This window comes from Stenotrophomonas sp. YIM B06876 (assembly GCF_030711595.1).
Taxonomy (GTDB): Bacteria; Pseudomonadota; Gammaproteobacteria; order Xanthomonadales; family Xanthomonadaceae; genus Stenotrophomonas.
The window spans coordinates 1-667 of the sequence record NZ_JAUJUJ010000432.1; the positions used below are offsets into that span (position 1 = coordinate 1).

1 protein-coding gene is annotated in these 667 nt (G+C 69.1%); it reads right to left on the reverse strand.

Translation table 11 applies throughout. From position 1 onward, the window contains the following. Positions 1-18 precede the first annotated feature (18 nt). A partial coding sequence (locus tag QZH66_RS17775) for an enoyl-CoA hydratase-related protein (protein ID WP_305807139.1) occupies positions 19-667 on the reverse strand: 649 nt, incomplete at its 5' end.

Here is a 667-nt window from a genome sequence, read left to right on the forward strand (position 1 = left end):
GCTGCCATCGCATTCATGTCATCGGCCTTCGAAATGCGGCTTGCGCTTTTCGATGAAGGCCTGCATGCCTTCCTTCTGGTCGCGGGTGGCGAACAGCAGCTGGTTGGCCTTGCGTTCGAGCATCAGCGCGGTCTCCAGCGACGCATCGACGCCGGCCAGCACCACTTCCTTGATCTGCATCACCGCCAGCGGCGGCATGGCGGCAATCAGTGCCGCCATCTTCAGCGCCGCGGGCAGCACCTGGTCGTCGGGCAGCACCTGGCTGACCAGGCCCATGGCCTGCGCCTCGCTGGCGCTCACGGGTTTGCCGGTCAGCAGCATGCGCATGGCGTTGAACTTGCCCACGGCGCGCACCAGGCGCTGCGTGCCGCCGATGCCCGGCATGATGCCGATGCGGATCTCGGGCTGCGAAAAGCTCGCGCCCTCGCCGGCCAGGATGATGTCGCAGTGCATCGCCAGCTCGGCGCCGCCGCCAAAGGCGTAGCCGCACACCGCCGCGATGATGGGCTTGGGGCAGCGCTCGATGGGCGCCCAGACGCGCTCGGTGTGGCGCTGCAGGATCTCGATCGGGCCGGCGCCCTCCAGGCCCTTGATGTCGCCGCCGGCGGCAAACACCTTCTCGCCGCCGGTCAGCACGATGGCGCGCACCTGCGGGTCGGCCGCCAGC